Genomic DNA, 16209 nt, shown 5'->3' on the forward strand with positions numbered 1-16209 from the left:
CGCATGCTAGCGGCTTTGCAGAGGCCGCCAGCAATCGGAATGCCGGACGGCCTTGCCGATCGCCCGGGCGGCGGCCATTCCGGCCCGCCCTGCGATCGGTTCGGCGCTCTTCACTGCTGCGGGCGCTCGCCGGCGGGAGGCTCCTCGGCCGCGGCCGGCTTCTTCGGGCGGGCCTCGCCGGGCCAGGGCCCGAACAGGGGCAAGGGCATGCGCACCGGGGTCACGTCGAGGTAGAGATTGACCACCGTGTAGTCCTCGGGACCGAGTTCGTCCGTGCTCCAGCCGATGCTGCCCGGGCCCTTGTAGAGCCGGAACAGGAAGCCCAGGTCCGCCAGCGTGTCGCCGGCCTTGGGCGCGGCTTCGAAGCTCAGGCCGCGGAACTCGGGCTGGACGCTGTCGATCAGGATGGACATCGCCGTGGAGATCGTCGAATCGCCCAGCATGTCCGTGTAGAACTGTGGCAGCGTGTAATAGGGCTTGTAGTCGGGCGCGCCGGGCTCGAGCTTCTGGCCGCGCAGCTTCACCGGCGAGGGCGTGACGCCGCGCGTGCGCAGGTTCATGCGGTCGCCGTGGTCGAGGTAGGTCAGCCGGGCGTTCTTCAGGTTGAAGACGCCGAGACTGCGGTCCGAGGACGCCTCGCTCAGGTCGACCAGCAGCGCGCCCTTGTGGCCGAGGATCTCGACCTCGTCGCCGCGGATCACGGCGGCGGAGTTCTCGTCCACGCCCAGTCCGAGCTTGTAGCCCTTGGCCAGCATCAGCGGCACCATGCGGCCGAAGCGCCCGCGCTTGAGGAAATGCTGGTCGACGAAGAGCTCGGGGCCGACGAAGCCCAGGCCGCGGTCGATCTGCTTGCCCTCCTCCCACTGGCCCTTGAGGATGCTGATGACGCTGGGGGCGTCGCGGAACATGACCGTGCTCATCACCGCCGCCCCGGCCGAGGTGCCGGCGACCACGCCGCCCTTGCGATAGACGTCCCAGATGGCGTCGAGCATCGGCGTCGAGTGCCCGCCCGGGTAGAGCACGTCGACGATGCGCTCCTGCGAGCCGCCGGTGAAGAAGATGCCCTTGGCGTTGCGCACCTTGGCGATCAGCGCGGCGTCGCGCACGACCTTGTTGAGGTCGACCCACGAGAACTTCGGTGCCACCGGCAGCGCCTCGGCGAAGGCGCCGCGGCGCTGCAGCTGCTCGACGACCTGCTTGGCGCTGGCCTCGGGGTCCTCGGCCGCGGTGCCGAAGACGACGAACCGCGCGCCGCGTCCGCCGGCCAGGGCGATCAGCCGGTTCCAGACCTCGTCGTTGTCGGCCTTCAGCGCGCCGCCGATGGCCATGGCGTGGCCTTTAATGGGGACATCCGATGGGGGGGCAGGCGTTGCCTGGGCCGCAGCAGCGGAAGGACTCGCTGAAGGACTTGCGGTAGGACCGGCGGACGGGACCACGGGTGCGGCGGCGGGAGGCGGCGCGGGCTTCGCGGCCGCCGTGGACCGGGACGGCGCCGGCGTGGTGGGCGGGACGGTGGGCGGAGCGGCGAACGCCGGCAGCACGGACCACGACACCAGGAGCGCGCCGACGGCGCGGCGCAGCAGACAGCGATCGAACATCGACAGGGCCTCCCGCCGCGCGGGGCGGCTTTTCACACCACCATAGCCTCACCCACCCTCCAACGGGTGACCATTGGTCACAGCTCAGTTGCTTCGTCGCGACTGTCGCGGGGTATCACCCTTGCCCGTGACGGTCCGCTCCCTAGACTGGTCCGACAGAGCCACCCCCTATCGGCCTCCGGGAGCCCCTCATGACCGTCCGTTCCACGCGCGCCTCGCTTCGCCCGCCGTTCGCCCCGCGTGCCTGCGCGGCCGCGGCCCTGATCGCGCTCTGCAGCGTCGGACTGACGCAGGCCACGTACGCACAGGTCACGCCGCCGGAGTCGGCCGCCTCCGCGCCCGGCACCCCGACGGCCACGCAGAAGCTGCAGCGCGTGGAGATCACCGGCTCCGCGATCAAGCGCATCGCGGACGAGGGCGCGCTGCCCGTGCAGGTCATCAACCGCAACGACATCGTCAAGGCCGGCGTCACCACCGCAGCCGAGATCATGGCGACGGTCTCGGCCATGAGCAACGCGCTGACCGACGGGGTCAGCATCGGCACGGGCGGCGTCAAGGACCAGATGGGCTTCAACTCGGCCAACCTGCGCGGGCTGGGCACCTCGTCGACGCTGGTGCTGCTGAACGGCCGGCGCATGGCCAACTTCGCCTCGCCGGGCGACGACAACGGCGTCGACCTCAACAACATCCCCGCCGCCGCGATCGAGCGCGTGGAGGTGCTGCTCGACGGCGCCTCCGCGATCTACGGCACCGACGCGATCGGCGGCGTCGTCAACTTCATCACCCGCAAGGACTACCAGGGCGTGCAGCTCGACGTCTACGCCGGCAAGACCGGCGAAGGCGGCGCGGGCAAGCGCACCGCGTCCATCGCCGCCGGTCACGGCGACCTGGCGCGCGACGGCTTCAACGTGATGGGCGTGCTGGACTTCCAGAAGACCGACGCGCTGCGGACCTCGCAGCGCGACTTCATCTCCGACCTGCGCATCCCCGAGCGGCTGCCGCACCTGCTGTCGGGCGTGACCTTCCCGGGCAACATCCGCCTGAGTTCCGACCAGCGCGACTACCTGCAGGAACAGGGCTTCCTGCTCAACGGCCGGCCCATCACGAACCGCACGATCAACCTGAGCATCCCGGACTGCCAGGCGCCGCATACGCTCTACCTGCCGGCCGGCATCGGCGGGGTCGACGCCTGCTCGTACGACTACATGCGCGACCTCGAGCTGTACCCCAAGACCGAGAAGGGCAACTTCCTCGGCCGCGGCGTGGTGGCGCTGGGCGGCAGCCACCAGCTCTTCGTGGAGGCCTCCTACTCGCGCAGCAAGAGCTGGTACGTGGGCACGAGCAACCGGATCGACGCACTGCTCGACGTGTCCATGATCCCGGCGCTGGCGGCGACCGGCCTGGCCGATGTGGATCCGGAGATCGAGGTCCGCACCCGCATGCTCGAAGCCGGCAATCGCGCCAGCGAGCTCACCAGCACCGGCAGCCGCGTGGTGCTGGGCATGACCGGCACGATCGGCGCGTGGGACTACGACTGGGGCCTCAACCACAGCGTGAACCGGATCTCGGACCGCGACGTGCGCGGCTACCTGCCCTACAACGCGACGATGCAGGCCTATGCCGACGGGATCCTGAATCCGTTCGGCCCGTCCAGCCAGGCGGGACTCGACTTCCTGCGCGACAACAACATCAACCAGGAAGTGCGCCGCGCGCGCGGCACCATGGACAGCCTGGACGTCAAGGCGACGCGCACGCTGAGCCGTCTGGCCGGCGGGGACATGGCGATCGCGGTCGGTGCGGAAATGCGGCGCGAGAAGTCCGAGTCGTCCGCCAGCGACCTGCTGCTGTCGGATGACATCCTCGGCGACCCGACGCCCGGCGACGCGCAGTTCACCAAGAACGCGCGCAACATCTGGGCCGCGTACGGGGAGCTGCTGGTGCCCTTCGCCAAGCAGTGGGAACTGCAGCTGGCGCTGCGTCATGACCATTACCAGAAGATCGGCGGCTCCACGAATCCCAAGATCGGCCTGCGCTTCGCGCCGATGAAGGACCTCACCTTCCGCGCCTCGGCGGGCACGGGCTTCCGTGCACCCTCGATGAACGACCTCTACCGCTCGGTGAAGACCAGCACGACCCCGGTGCTGGCCGACCCGGTCTGCATGCGCGAGAACGACAACGACCTGACCACCTGCTCGGACTTCTGGGAAACGCGCATCTACTCGAACTCCAAGCTGAAGCCGGAGAAGTCGCGACAGTTCTCGATCGGGGTGCTGACGGATCCGACGCCGAACTGGAGCCTCGGCCTGGACTACTGGAACATCGAGAAGCGCAACCTGATCAGCACGATCGGGGAGGACGTGATCCTGGCCAACGCTGACAAGTACGCCTCGCTCATCCACCGCTACAACGACGCGGTGCCGGTCGACGGCTGCGACTTCGACCCCGACGATTCGTCGATCTGCTTCATCGAGCTGCACAAGGAGAACCGCGGCAAGCAGAAGGCGTCCGGGCTGGACCTGACGCTGCAGTTCCGCTCGCCCGCCACCGATTGGGGACGCTTCGGCGCCCGGCTGGTGGGGACGCTGACGCTGTCGTCGAAGAAGCAGACCGGCGACGGCGATCCGTTCATCAGCAACCTCGGCCGCTTCGTCACCGACGGCGTCGTGCAACGCTGGCGCCATCGGCTGAACTTCGACTGGTCGCGCGGACCGTGGAGCCTCAACCTCGCCAACACGTTCTACAGCGGCTACGACGACCAGAACTCGGCCATCGACAACGACGCCGGGAACATCGTCTCGAAGAACAGGGTGAAGGCGTACTCGCTGTGGGACCTGGCAGGCGGATGGGAAGCCACCTCCGCCCTCACCCTCCGCGCCGGGGTGAAGAACCTGTTCGACAAGGCGCCGCCGTTCTCGAACCAGGCCTACTTCTTCATCTCGGGATACGACCCGAGCTACACGGATCCGCGGGGACGGTTCTTCTACTTGTCGGCGTCGTATCAGTTCAAGTGAGGGTCAGTCGAGCTTCCAGCTCATGACTTCACCGCCGCGCAGCGGCTTGAGCTGCGCGGCTTCACCGAAGGGGACGGCGTCGGGGAGCGTCCAGTCGGTCTTGCGCAGCGTGACCTGCGTGGTGTTGCGCGGCAGGCCGTAGAAGTCGGCGCCGTTGAAGCTCGCGAACGCTTCGAGCTTGTCGAGCGCGCCAGCGGCCTCGAAGGCCTCGGCGTAGAGCTCGATCGCGGACAGCGCGGTGAAGCAGCCGGCGCCGCACACCGAGTTCTCCTTCATCACCGACGCATGCGGGGCGCTGTCGGTGCCGAGGAAGAACTTGGCGCTGCCCGAAGTCGCCGCCTTGATCAGCGCAAGGCGATGCTCCTCGCGCTTGAGCACGGGCAGGCAGTAGTAGTGCGGACGCAGCCCGCCCATGAAGATCGCGTTGCGGTTGTAGAGCAGATGCTGCGGCGTGACGGTCGCGCCGGTGAAGCGGTCGGCACCGGTCACGTACTGCGCGGCTTCCTTCGTCGTGATGTGCTCGAAGACGACCTTCAGCTCGGGGAAGTCCTTGCGCAGCGGCTGCATCACGCGGTCGATGAAGAAGGCCTCGCGGTCGAAGACGTCGACGTCGCCGTCGGTCACTTCGCCGTGCACCAACAGCAGCAGGCCGGCCTTCTGCATGGCCTCCAGCGTCGCGTAGGTCTTGCGGATGTCGGTGACGCCGGCATCGCTGTTGGTCGTGGCACCGGCCGGATACAGCTTGAGCGCGACGACGCCAGCAGCCTTGGCGGCGGCGATGTCCTCGGGCGTGGTGCGATCGGTCAGATAGAGCGTCATCAGCGGCTCGAAGTCCACGCCGGCGGGTACCGCGGCGAGGATGCGCTGGCGATACGCGAGGGCCTGCTCGGCCGTCGTGATCGGCGGCTTCAGGTTCGGCATCGCGATCGCGCGCGCGAACTGGCGCGCGGTATACGGGACGACGCTCTGCAGGGCGGCACCGTCGCGCAGGTGCACGTGCCAGTCGTCGGGACGGGTCAGGACAAGGGTTTCGCTCATGGGGCGGGATTGTCTCACCGCCCCAAATGCTGCCCCGCCAGCAGCATCAACCTGACGACGTTCCTTAGTTGGTGCCAGGTGTTGCCGGGCGGATTCCCGCACGACGCCATCGCGCCTCGTGCGACTCGCCGCACAAGTTGATCGAATCGCGAAGACCTCGATGGTTGCCTCAAAGCAAAAGGCCCGCACCTTGCGGAGCGGGCCTTCTGGGCAGAACACGACGGAACGCGGGACGCCGGAGGCGTCGGGGTTCAGTGCTGCAGGATCTTCGCCAGGAAGTCCTTGGCGCGCGGCGAGCGCGCTTCCGGATCGCCGAAGAACTCGTCGCGGGTGCAGTCCTCGATGATCTTGCCGGCGTCCATGAAGATGACGCGGTTGCTGACCTTGCGCGCAAAGCCCATCTCGTGCGTCACGCACATCATGGTCATGCCTTCGTTGGCCAGCTGGACCATCACGTCCAGCACTTCGCCGACCATCTCGGGGTCCAGCGCCGAGGTCGGCTCGTCGAACAGCATGACGATCGGGTCCATGGACAGCGCCCGGGCGATCGCCACGCGCTGCTGCTGGCCGCCCGAGAGCTGACCCGGGAACTTGTCCTTGTGCGCCATCAGGCCCACCCGCTCCAGCATCTTCAGCCCGCGGGTCTTGGCGTCGGCCATGTTGCGGCCCAGCACCTTGACCTGCGCCAGCGTCAGGTTCTCCGTCACCGACAGGTGGGGGAACAGCTCGAAATGCTGGAACACCATGCCCACCCGCGACCGCAGCTTGGGCAGGTTGGTCTTGGGATTGGTCAGGCTGGTGCCGTCGACCACGATGTCGCCCGCCTGGATGGGCTCCAGCGCGTTGACGGTCTTGATCAGCGTGGACTTGCCCGACCCCGACGGGCCGCACACCACCACCACCTCACCCTTCTGGATGGTGGTGGAGCAGTCGGTCAGCACCTGGAACGGGCCGTACCACTTGGAAACGTTCTTGATGTCGATCATGGAGCGGACCTCAGCGGATGATGGCGATCTTCTTCTGCAGCCGGCGGACCAGCATGGACAGGCTGAAGCAGATCACGAAATAGACGACGGCGACGAAGAGATAGGTCTCCATCGGCCGACCGAAGTTCTTGCCGGCGACCTCGAAGCCCTTCAGCAGGTCGTACGCGCCGATCGCATAGACCAGCGACGTGTCCTGGAACAGCACGATGGTCTGCGTCAGCAGCACCGGCAGCATGTTGCGGAAGGCCTGCGGCAGCACCACCAGGCTCATGGTCTGGCGGTAGGTCATGCCCATGGCGTACCCGGCGTAGACCTGGCCCTTGGACACCGACTGGATGCCCGCGCGCATGATCTCCGAGTAGTAGGTCGCCTCGAACAGCGTGAAGGTGATCAGCGCCGTCTTCTCCGGCCCCAGCGGACCCGCGATGTACGGGATCAGCAGGAAGAACCACAGGATGACCATCACCAGCGGGATCGAGCGCAGCGTGTCGACGTAGATCGCCGCCGGCTTCTCCAGCCACCACCTGCCCGACAGCCGCATCAGCGCCAGCACCGTGCCCAGCACGATGCCGCCGATCATGGCCGAGAAGGTCAGCTGGATGGAGAACCACAACCCCTTGGCCACGAAGGACGTCAGGACGTCCCAGGTCAGGAACGAGAAATCGAGTTGCGTCATGTCACTTCGCCCCCAGGATGCCGGGCACGCGGACGTACCACTCGATGACCTTGGCCACGCGGTTGATCGCGTAGGCGGAGACGAAGTACAGGATCGTCACCGGCAGGAAGATCTGCACGAAGCTCGACTGCTCCGACGCCTGCAGCGCGAACTGCGCCAGGTCGGGAATGCTCACCGCGAACGCCACCGCCGAGTTCTTGACGATGTTCATGCTCTCGCTGGTCAGCGGCGGGATGACGATGCGGAACGCCATCGGCAGCAGCACGTGGCGGTAGGTCTGCGGCAGCGTCAGCCCCAGCGCCTGGCCCGCGTAGCGCTGGCCCTTGGGCAGCGTCAGGATGCCGGCCTTGACCTGCTCCGAGATCCGCGCCGACGTGAACAGCCCGATCGCGATCACCACCAGCACGCTGGGCGGCAGGTCCAGCACCGGGAACAGCCGCGGCACCACGTGGTACCAGATGAACAGCTGCACGATCAGCGGAATGTTGCGGAACAGCTCCGTCCAGGATTCCCCGAACATCGCCAGCTTCCTGTTCGGCACCGTGCGCAGCACGCCGATCAGCGACCCCGCCACCAGCGCGACCAGCAGGCCGACGACCGAGACGAACATCGTCCAGCCCCAGCCGTGGATCATCGCGTCCAGGTAAGTCTCATAACCGGGAGCGCCGAAACACTTCGGCGCGACCTCCTCGGTCACCATGTCTGTGCAGTACAACTGCCAATCCCAGCTCGCCATGGCGTGCTCCATCCTTCAAAACGAAGGCCTGTTGCGACAAGGCGCCCCGCGGGGCGCCTTGTGCTCAGGCGAGGCCGATTACTTCTTGAGGTATTCCTCGACCGGCTTGTCGTTCGGGTTCGCCCACGCGTCCTTGGTCGCGGCCGTCGCCGGCAGACCCACCTTGGTGTTGGTCGGCGGGATCGGCTGGATGAACCACTTGTCGTACAGCTTCGAGATCTCGCCCGACTTCATCAGGCCCTTGATGCTGTCGTCCACGGCCTTCTTGAAGGCCGGGTCGTCCTTGCGGACCATGATGGCGATCGGCTCGACCGACAGCACTTCGCCGACGATCTTGAAGCCCGCCGGGTTGCGCGACTTGGCGATGTTGCCGGCCAGGATCTGGCCGTCCATCACGAAGGCGTCGGCACGGCCCGACTCCAGCAGCAGGAAGCTGTCGGCGTGGTCCTTGCCCAGCACTTCCTTGAAGTCCACGCCGTTGGCGCGCTCATGCTTGCGCAGCAGCTGGACCGAGGTGGTGCCGGTGGTCGTCGCGACCGTCTTGCCGTTGAGCTGGGCGATCGAGGTGATGCCCGAATCGGCCTTCACGGCGATGCGCACTTCCTCGACATAGGTCGTGACGGCGAAGGCCACGTCCTTCTGACGGGTCAGGTTGTTGGTCGTCGAGCCGCACTCGATGTCCACGGTGCCGTTCTGCACCAGCGGGACGCGGTTCTGCGAGGTCACCGGCAGGTACTTGATGTCCAGCTTGGCCAGGCCCAGCTGCTTCTGCACGTCGGCCAGCACGCGCTGGCAGATCTCGACGTGGTAACCGACGTACTTGCCGTCTCCCAGGGTGTACGACAGCGCGCCCGAGGACTCGCGAACGCCCATGGTCACGCTGCCTGTGTCCTTGATCTTCTTGAGCGTGTCGGCCTGGGCCACGCCCACCAACGCCGCACCAAGGGCCAGTACCAGCAATGCCTTCTTCATAGATGCTCCTGCTTGTTCGGATTCAAAAAGCGGATTCGAGGGAGGTTCGACCGGTGAGCCTCCCAACCGGCAGAGCAGACCATGCGCGGTCGCTTTGCTGGGTAGGGAGTATCACGCATCTCGACTTGTTGCGTGGCTTACGTATGCAGGTTCCGTGCCCGGTTCAGGTCGGAGGCTCAAGCACCGACTCGACCGCCCCCTCAGGCGTCGATCTTCTCGGCGTGGGTCAGGAAGTTCCACAGCGCCTGCGCGACCGGCTTGACGCGCCGCGTCGAGCCCTGGCGCTCGCGGTACATGCGCAATTCCATGTTGAGCTCGTACTGGCCGGGCTCCGCGGCCCGCACCAGACGGCGCGCCTTCACTTCCTTCTTCACCGAGCTGGCCGGCAGGAAGGCCAGGCCGTGGCCCTCGATGGCCATGGCCTTGAGGCTCTCGGCCATGTCGGTCTCGAAGACGGATTCGAAGTTCAGCGGCTGCGCCGCGCCCTTGACGATCAGTTCCACCAATCGCCCGAGGTAGGCCCCCGAGGCGTAGCTCAGGAAGGGGATCTTCTGGCCCGGGTGTCCGGAAATCCGGAACATCGGCGCGCCGGTTGTGTCAGCTTTCGCATAGGCGGCCAGCGTCTCGTGGCCGAGCGAGACGGATTCGTAACGCTCCGGGTCCAGCTGCAGCGGCTGGCTGGGGTGGTGGTAGACGACCAGCAGGTCGCAGTTGCCTTCGCTGAGCTGCAGGGTCGCGTCGTGGACGTTGAGCGCATTGAGCCGGCACTTCACCTCGCCGAAGCGCTGGCGAAGCTCCATCAGCCAGTGCGGGAAGAAGCTGAAGGACAGCGAGTGCGGCACGGCGAACTCGATCATGTCCTGCCCCGCCGACTGATGGCTGCGCAGCATGTTGCGCGTGGCCTGCAGGTTGCCCAGCAGGTCCACGGCCTGGCCCAGCAGCGTCTCGCCGGCGGCGGTGAGCCGCGTCGGATAGGACGAGCGGTCGACCAGATCCACGCCCGCCCAGGCCTCCAGCGCCTGGATGCGGCGCGAGAACGCGGGCTGCGTGACATGCCGCAGTTGAGCCGAGCGGGAGAAGCTGCGCGTCTCCGCCAGGCTCACGAAGTCTTCAAGCCATTTGGTTTCCACGGCGCGGGAGTTTATCCCTGCGGATCGGAGCGGTCCTGACCATCCTGCTGGAGGGCCCACATCTGGGCGTACCGGCCGCGCTGCGCGAGCAGCGCGGCGTGCGTGCCGCGCTCGACGATGAGGCCCTGCTCCATCACGAGGATCTCGTGCGCGTCGACGACGGTGGAGAGCCGGTGCGCGATGACCAGCACGGTCTTGTCCTGCGCGGCGGCTTCGAGCTCGGCCTGGATGGCGCGCTCGTTGCGCGAGTCCAGCGCGGAGGTCGCCTCGTCGAAGATCAGGATCGCCGGATCCTTGAGCAGCGTGCGCGCGATCGCGACGCGCTGCTTCTCGCCGCCGGAGAGCTTCAGGCCGCGCTCGCCGACCATGGTCTGGTAGCCCTGCGGCAGGTGGCGGATGAAGTCGTGGATGTGCGCGGACTTGGCCGCGGCCTCGATCTCTTCCGTCGTCGCCTCGGGCCGGCCGTAGGCGATGTTGTAGGCGATGGTGTCGTTGAACAGCACGGTGTCCTGCGGCACGATGCCGATCGCGCGGCGCACGCTGTGCTGGGTGACCTCGGCGAGCGACTGGCCGTCGATGGCGATGCGGCCCGACTGCGCGTCGTAGAAGCGGTAGAGCAGTCTGGCCAGCGTGCTCTTGCCCGAGCCGCTCGGACCGACGACCGCGACCTTCTTGCCCGCCGGGATCTCCAGGCTCACGCCTTTCAAGATGGGGCGCTGCGGCTCGTAGGCGAAGTGGACGTCGTCGAAGCGCACGGCCGCGCCGTCCACGCGCAGCGGCTGAGCGCCGGGTGCGTCGGCGATCTCGCGCTCGCGGGCCAGCAGGCCGAACATCTTCTCCAGGTCGGTCAGGCTCTGCTTGATCTCGCGATAGATCACGCCGAGGAAGTTCAGCGGGATGTACAGCTGGATCATGAAGGCGTTGATCATGACCAGGTCGCCCAGGCTCATGCGGCCGTCGACGACGCCCTGCGTCGCGCGCCACAGCATGGCCACCAGCGCGACCGCGATGATCACCTGCTGCCCGCTGTTGAGCAGCGACAGCGTGCGCTGCGACTTCAGCTGCGCGCGGCGCAGGCGCTCCAGGCTCTGGTCGTAGCGGGCGGCTTCGAAGTCCTCGTTGTTGAAGTACTTCACCGTCTCGTAGTTCAGCAGCGAATCGATCGCCTTGCTGTGCGCGTGCGAGTCCAGCTCGTTGAGCAGCTTGCGGTACTTGGTGCGCCACTCGGTGACGACGATGGTGAAGCCGATGTAGAACACCAGGGCGGCGCCGGTGATCCAGGCGAAGAGCACGTCGAACTTGACCGCGAGCAGGCTGAGCACCAGCACGACCTCGACCAGCGTCGGGAAGATGCTGTAGAGCGAGTACGAGATCAGCGCATGCACGGCACGCGTGCCGCGCTCGATGTCGCGGGTCATGCCGCCGGTCTGGCGTTCGAGGTGGAAGCGCAGGCTGAGGTCGTGCAGATGGCGGAACACCTGCAGCGAGATGCTGCGCGAGGCGCCCTCGGTGGCCTTGGCGAAGATCAGCTCGCGGGCCTCGGTGAACAGCGAGGTGCACAGCCGCAGCATCCCGTAGGCGAGCAGCAGGCCGACCGGCACGACCATCAGCGCCTGCGCGCTGCCGGCGGGAATGTCGAGGCTGTCGACCAGCTTCTTCAGCAGCAGCGGCACGCCGACGTTGGCGAGCTTGGCCGCGACCATGAAGCCCAGCGCGATGCCGACGCGCCAGCGGTAGCGCCAGAAGTAAGGGAGCAGGCGGGCGATGGTGTGCCAATCGCCCCGCGCTTCAGGCGCAGACGCGGCGGCGCCGTCGGTGGAAGGAGCGGGGGGCGTCGGCGCGGTGCCGGCGAGTGTGGAACGACGCATGGAGAGGGAGCGTGGCCTTGCCGTGGAGTCGGGCACCCGCCCTGGCGAGGGCGGACATGCTGGACGACAATGCCGCTCATTGTCACCGTTTGGCCATCATGAGCGACTCCACCGATTCCAATGTCCCTGCCGGCGCTGCCAGCTCGGCCGCCGCCGCGCCTGCCCCGGGCTCCACGCTCCTGTCGCCCGAGACCATCGGTCCGCGCGAGCTGGTGATGCGCGTGATGCCGATGCCGGCGGATGCCAACGGCAACGGCGACATCTTCGGCGGCTGGATCATGGCGCAGGTGGACCTGGCCGGTTCGGTGCTGCCGGCGCGCATCTCGCGCGGCCGGATCGCGACGGTGGCGGTCAACCAGTTCATCTTCAAGCAGCCGGTGTCGGTGGGCGACCTGCTGAGCTTCTACGCGCAGGTCACGCGCATCGGGCGCACCTCGATCACCGTGCACGTGGAGGTCTTCGCCGAGCGCAACCCGGCCAATCCGCACGTGGTCAAGGTGACCGAGGCCAACCTCACCTACGTCGCGATCGATCGCGAAGGCAAGTCGCGCGTCTTCGGCCAGGAGGCCTGACCCGATCCGTGCACACGGGCCCCGGGATGGGGCCGTCCGGCTGGTGTGCGCCCCGGCGGGCGAATGGGCATTCGCCCACCAGGGTTTGTACGTAGATCCCGCAGCGTCGGAAAAACCTCGGGTGGGATACTGCCCGGCCAGGGTGCGCAGACACGCCGGTGACGGCGCCTGCGGCCACCCGCAACCGGAGCCGTACCCCATGCTGACCCCTTCCGCCTCCGCCGCGCCGGCCGTGCCCGTGCCGTGGTATCGCCATCTCTACCTCCAGGTCGTCATTGCGATCCTGATCGGCATCACGCTCGGTTATTTCGAGCCGGCACTGGCGGTCAAGTTCCAACCGCTGGGCGACGCCTTCATCAAGCTGGTGAAGATGATCATCGCGCCGGTGATCTTCCTGACCATCGTGACCGGCATCGCCAGCATGACGCAGCTGAGCGCCGTCGGTCGTGTGTTCGGCAAGGCGATGGCCTACTTCCTGTTCTTCTCCACGCTGGCGCTGATCGTCGGCCTGGTGGTGGCCAACGTCGTGCAGCCGGGCGCCGGCATGAACGTCAACGTGGCGGACCTGGACCAGAAGGAAGTGCACCGCTACGTCGAAAAGACGCATGACCTGACCCTGGTCGGCTTCCTGATGGACGTGATCCCGAAGTCGCTGATCGGCGCGCTGGCGGACGGCAACATCCTGCAGACGCTGTTCGTGGCGGTGCTGTTCGGCATCGCGCTGGCGCTGACGGGCGACCGCGGCAAGCCGGTGCTGACCTTCTTCGAGTCGCTGACCGCGCCGGTCTTCCGGATGGTGCACATCCTGATGAAGGCGGCGCCGGTGGGCGCGTTCGGCGCGATGGCCTTCACCATCGGCAAGTACGGCGTGGCCTCGCTGCTCAACCTGGGCATGCTGGTGGGCAGCTTCTACCTGACCTCGCTGCTGTTCGTGCTGGTGATCCTGGGCATCGTGGCCAGACTGTGCGGCTTCTCGATCCTGAAGCTGATCCGCTACCTGAAGGCGGAGCTGCTGCTGGTGCTGGGCACCTCCTCGTCGGAGTCGGCGCTGCCGTCGCTGATGGAGAAGATGGAGAAGGCCGGCTGCAAGAAGACGGTGGTGGGGCTGGTGGTGCCGACGGGTTACTCGTTCAACCTGGACGGGACCAACATCTACATGACGCTGGCGGCGCTGTTCATCGCGCAGGCGACCAACACCGAGCTGACGCTGACGCACCAGATCACGCTGCTGCTGGTGGCGATGCTGAGTTCCAAGGGCGCGGCGGGCGTGACGGGCGCGGGCTTCATCACGCTGGCGGCGACGCTGTCGGTGGTGCCGGAAGTGCCGGTGGCCGGCATGGCGCTGATCCTGGGCGTGGACCGCTTCATGTCGGAGTGCCGCTCGCTGACCAACTTCGTCGGCAACGCGGTGGCGACCATCGTCGTGTCGAAGTGGGAACGCGCGCTGGACCACGACGCGCTGGACCTGGCGCTGTCGGGCAAGTCGGGTGACACGGACGACCTGCCGGTCCGCGTGGCCGGACCGGCCGAGACCGCGTGAGCGATCGGCACCCATGAACGACAACGCGCCCTGAGGGGCGCGTTTTTCATTCTTCTTCGTGTGGTCGACGTCATGGCGAGGCCCTCACGCGAGGTTTGTTGGCAGTCCTGGCGCGGATGGCGCGAGCCATTGCCGCGTCAGCCTCGCGAAGCTCAGCCTCGCTGAGCAATGCGGATCCCACGCCTTCCGGCAGGAACCATCCGATGACGCATTGCGGGTCGCGGAGCGCGAGCTGAATATGCGTGCCCGCTCGGAACTCGCTTCCGTCCAGAATCGGACGCCCCTGATAAAACGCCGCCCGTAGCAGTTGAACCGGCCCCAGCCCTTCACGCTCCCGCATTTCATGACCCATGTTGAACACCGCGCAATCCAGACCGCGGATCAACGTCTCTTCGTCAAGGGCATCCGCGGGACGATTGGTTGGCATGGCCCGTCCAGTGGCGCTCACCACTTTGCGCAGCTCTTCATGCGCCTCCAGATAGTCCTGCCGCCCGCCAACCGTCGTCATGTCCCAGCATCGCCAGATGCACAAGATCACCCCGACCACTGAAGGCGTCACGATGGGTCGAGCCGACAACAGCTTGGAAGATTGCAAGCACGCTGCTTCCGCAAATTCCATCGCCCGCTGAGCATCGCCTTCGAAAAAGTAGACACCTTCGCCCAGCCAGTCGTATCGATTCGACGAAGGCGTCAAGCGAGGCAGAAGGCCTTTGACCAGCCGATCTCGCACGGTGATGTCGCACCCGTGGTACGCGAGGATCAATTGACCTTCGCTCATTGGTACCTCGGCATCAGATTTCCGTCGTGGTCGATGATCCCGGCGGCGATCGCGCATTCACGAGCCTCTTCCAGCGAGAGTGCACGACGCTTCGTCCGCAGCAGACTGAAATCTCCCGCCTTGTGCGCCCAGCTCGGCGGTTCAGTGACCTTCACCGACGCCTTGGCGACCTGCCCGCACCGCTCGCAGAGGCTCTTGCGCTTCGCCGGCTTGGCGGCTTTTCCGTTCGACTTCTTGCTCATCAGGAATCACTCCAATCAACAGAGGAGTCCTCATGATTCCGAGGTCGTGTGGCCGTGCCAATTACATGTTCTCGTGCAGTTGGCATTCGCGCTGACTTGGTCAAGTGGTGACCCCTGCGCGAATGAGGGTGGTCGGTCGACCAGGCGTTTCAGAAAGCAGAAAGGGCGCCCGCGGCGCCCTCTCCTTGACCGCGGCATCGCCGCGTCCGCTCAGAACTTCGAGAAGTCCGGCTGGCGCTTCTGGAAGAAGGCCTGGAAGGCTTCCGTGGCCTCAGGGCTGCGCAGACGCGCGCTGAAGATCTCGGCCTCGGCCTGGATGGTCGCCAGCAGCTCGTCCTTGGACGTGCGACGCATCAGCTGCTTGCTCTCGCGCACGGCGCTCGGAGGCAGCTTGTTGAAGCGCTCGGCGACGCGGCGCGCGTGCGCCACCACTTCCGACGCCGGCAGCACCGCGTTGGCGACGCCGCACTCGACCGCCTGCTCGCCGGTGAACGGATCGCCCAGCAGGATCTTCTCGGCGGCGCGACGCGGGCCCATCAGGCGCGGCACCAGCAGGCTGGAGCCGAATTCCGGCACCAGGCCCAGGCTGACGAAGGGCATCGCGAGACGCGCATCGTCGGCCACGTAGACGAAGTCGCAATGCAGCAGCAGCGTCGTGCCGATGCCGATCGCCGCGCCGTTCACCGCCGCCACGATGGGCTTGTCGCAGCCGATCATCGCGCGCATGAACTGGAACACCGGCGCGTCTTCATCGCGCGGCGGGCTGCCCATGAAATCCTCGATGTCGTTGCCCGAGGTGAAAATCTGCGGCTGGCCCTGGATCAGCACCGCACGCACGGCGTTGTCGGCGTTGGCCGTGACCAGCGCATCGGCCATCTCCTGGTACATCGCGCGGGTCAGCGCGTTCTTCTTTTCGGGCCGTGCGATCTCGATGGTCTGCACGCCGTTGACGATGGCGGTCTTGATGCTCATGGAGCACTCTCCTCGTTGGGACGGCCGGTCTCGCGACGGCCGATTGGGGGACGACCGTTTCTCAACGGCCGTCTGTTCGAATGAATGTCG

General features: G+C 66.7%; 14 protein-coding genes. 3 read left to right on the forward strand and 11 right to left on the reverse strand.

What is annotated here, in order from left to right; all coding sequences use genetic code 11:
* Positions 1-110: 110 nt before the first annotated feature.
* On the reverse strand, positions 111-1328 hold the full coding sequence (locus ACQZ13_RS24125; RefSeq protein WP_431048412.1) for a cyanophycinase: 1218 nt from the start codon (positions 1326-1328) through the stop codon (positions 111-113).
* Positions 1329-1789: 461 nt separating this feature from the next.
* Here ACQZ13_RS24125 and ACQZ13_RS24130 point away from each other — a divergent pair, with 461 nt between their 5' ends.
* Complete coding sequence (locus ACQZ13_RS24130) at positions 1790-4609, forward strand: TonB-dependent receptor (protein WP_431048413.1); 2820 nt, start codon at positions 1790-1792, stop codon at positions 4607-4609.
* Between the two features lie 3 nt (positions 4610-4612).
* Here the strand turns inward: ACQZ13_RS24130 and pyrC are convergent, their stop codons facing one another.
* From pyrC to ACQZ13_RS24165, 7 genes are all read right to left on the reverse strand, one after another.
* Positions 4613-5647 (reverse strand): dihydroorotase, encoded by a 1035-nt coding sequence (gene pyrC / locus ACQZ13_RS24135; RefSeq protein ID WP_431048414.1) that lies wholly within the window; start codon positions 5645-5647, stop codon positions 4613-4615.
* 251 nt (positions 5648-5898) lie between these two features.
* Entirely contained in the window at positions 5899-6633 is a 735-nt protein-coding gene (locus ACQZ13_RS24140; protein WP_431048415.1) for an amino acid ABC transporter ATP-binding protein, read from the reverse strand.
* Positions 6634-6643: 10 nt separating this feature from the next.
* Positions 6644-7309, reverse strand: a complete 666-nt coding sequence (locus tag ACQZ13_RS24145; protein WP_431048416.1) for an amino acid ABC transporter permease — start codon at positions 7307-7309, stop codon at positions 6644-6646.
* A gap of 1 nt (position 7310) precedes the next feature.
* Positions 7311-8045 carry an amino acid ABC transporter permease gene (locus ACQZ13_RS24150; RefSeq protein ID WP_431048417.1) on the reverse strand — a complete coding sequence of 245 codons (735 nt, stop codon included), beginning with the start codon at positions 8043-8045 and terminating at the stop codon, positions 7311-7313.
* A gap of 78 nt (positions 8046-8123) precedes the next feature.
* A complete protein-coding gene (locus tag ACQZ13_RS24155; protein WP_431048418.1) occupies positions 8124-9017 on the reverse strand; it encodes an amino acid ABC transporter substrate-binding protein in 894 nt (297 codons plus the stop codon).
* A 200-nt stretch (positions 9018-9217) separates the two neighbouring features.
* Positions 9218-10147 carry a LysR substrate-binding domain-containing protein gene (locus ACQZ13_RS24160; protein ID WP_431048419.1) on the reverse strand — a complete coding sequence of 310 codons (930 nt, stop codon included), beginning with the start codon at positions 10145-10147 and terminating at the stop codon, positions 9218-9220.
* Positions 10148-10158: 11 nt separating this feature from the next.
* A complete protein-coding gene (locus ACQZ13_RS24165; RefSeq protein WP_431048420.1) occupies positions 10159-12015 on the reverse strand; it encodes an ABCB family ABC transporter ATP-binding protein/permease in 1857 nt (618 codons plus the stop codon).
* A gap of 215 nt (positions 12016-12230) precedes the next feature.
* Between ACQZ13_RS24165 and ACQZ13_RS24170 the strand changes: the two genes are divergently transcribed.
* Together ACQZ13_RS24170 and ACQZ13_RS24175 are read left to right on the forward strand one after the other, a co-directional pair.
* Positions 12231-12587 (forward strand): acyl-CoA thioesterase, encoded by a 357-nt coding sequence (locus ACQZ13_RS24170; protein ID WP_331617084.1) that lies wholly within the window; start codon positions 12231-12233, stop codon positions 12585-12587.
* A gap of 199 nt (positions 12588-12786) precedes the next feature.
* Complete coding sequence (locus ACQZ13_RS24175) at positions 12787-14127, forward strand: dicarboxylate/amino acid:cation symporter (RefSeq protein WP_431048421.1); 1341 nt, start codon at positions 12787-12789, stop codon at positions 14125-14127.
* Positions 14128-14197: 70 nt separating this feature from the next.
* Here ACQZ13_RS24175 and ACQZ13_RS24180 read toward each other — a convergent pair whose 3' ends face one another.
* From ACQZ13_RS24180 to ACQZ13_RS24190, 3 genes are all read right to left on the reverse strand, one after another.
* Positions 14198-14905 (reverse strand): hypothetical protein, encoded by a 708-nt coding sequence (locus ACQZ13_RS24180; protein WP_431048422.1) that lies wholly within the window; start codon positions 14903-14905, stop codon positions 14198-14200.
* The gene (locus ACQZ13_RS24185; protein ID WP_431048423.1) at positions 14902-15147 is read right to left on the reverse strand and encodes a hypothetical protein; all 246 of its coding nucleotides are present in this window, start codon (positions 15145-15147) and stop codon (positions 14902-14904) included. Before ACQZ13_RS24185 ends, ACQZ13_RS24180 begins: the two co-directional genes overlap by 4 nt.
* 210 nt (positions 15148-15357) lie before the next feature.
* Entirely contained in the window at positions 15358-16119 is a 762-nt protein-coding gene (locus ACQZ13_RS24190; RefSeq protein WP_431048424.1) for an enoyl-CoA hydratase, read from the reverse strand.
* Positions 16120-16209 lie beyond the last annotated feature (90 nt).

The sequence above is a fragment of the Roseateles sp. L2-2 genome (genome assembly GCF_050613215.1).
GTDB lineage: Bacteria > Pseudomonadota > Gammaproteobacteria > Burkholderiales > Burkholderiaceae_C > Roseateles > Roseateles noduli.